The sequence below is a fragment of the Loktanella sp. SALINAS62 genome (assembly GCF_018263905.1).
Taxonomy (GTDB): Bacteria; Pseudomonadota; Alphaproteobacteria; order Rhodobacterales; family Rhodobacteraceae; genus Loktanella.
Map to the genome: position 1 here is coordinate 1 of NZ_JAAFZU010000095.1, position 428 is coordinate 428.

Here is a 428-nt window from a genome sequence, read left to right on the forward strand (position 1 = left end):
GATCGAAAGGTAGTTTTCAGCCGTCTCGCAGTCCGCTTATTAAATTGCGGCCCCTCTGCGATCAATCTCAAAGCTGATCAGGCAGGTCGGTGATACCCTCTTGCTCAGTTCGACGAAGCCATCGAAGGCGGGGGGCAATGGCATCAGCGCTGCCTGCTCTGCGGCCCAGACGTCGGCAACGCTACCCGGCAGCGCTGCATGCGGGATCTCAGTCCACAACGCGACACAGCGCTGCTCCAGCCAGTCATTCAGCGCCGCAAGATCGGGGAAGTCCGGCATGGGTTGCCACAGTCGGCGCCGGGCATCCTGCACGTTCTTCTCGATCTGTCCCTTCTCCCAGCCTGCGGCCGGATTGCAGAACGCTGGCTCGAACACGTAGTGGTTTGCCATCGCAAGGAAGCGCATGTTGACCTGTCGCTCTTTCCCGC

Annotated in this window: 1 pseudogene; it reads right to left on the reverse strand. The window is 60.7% G+C overall.

Going from position 1 to position 428, the window contains the following annotated elements:
• Positions 1 to 57 precede the first annotated feature (57 nt).
• Positions 58 to 428, reverse strand: a pseudogene (locus tag GZH79_RS18865) (IS21 family transposase); the annotation flags it as partial.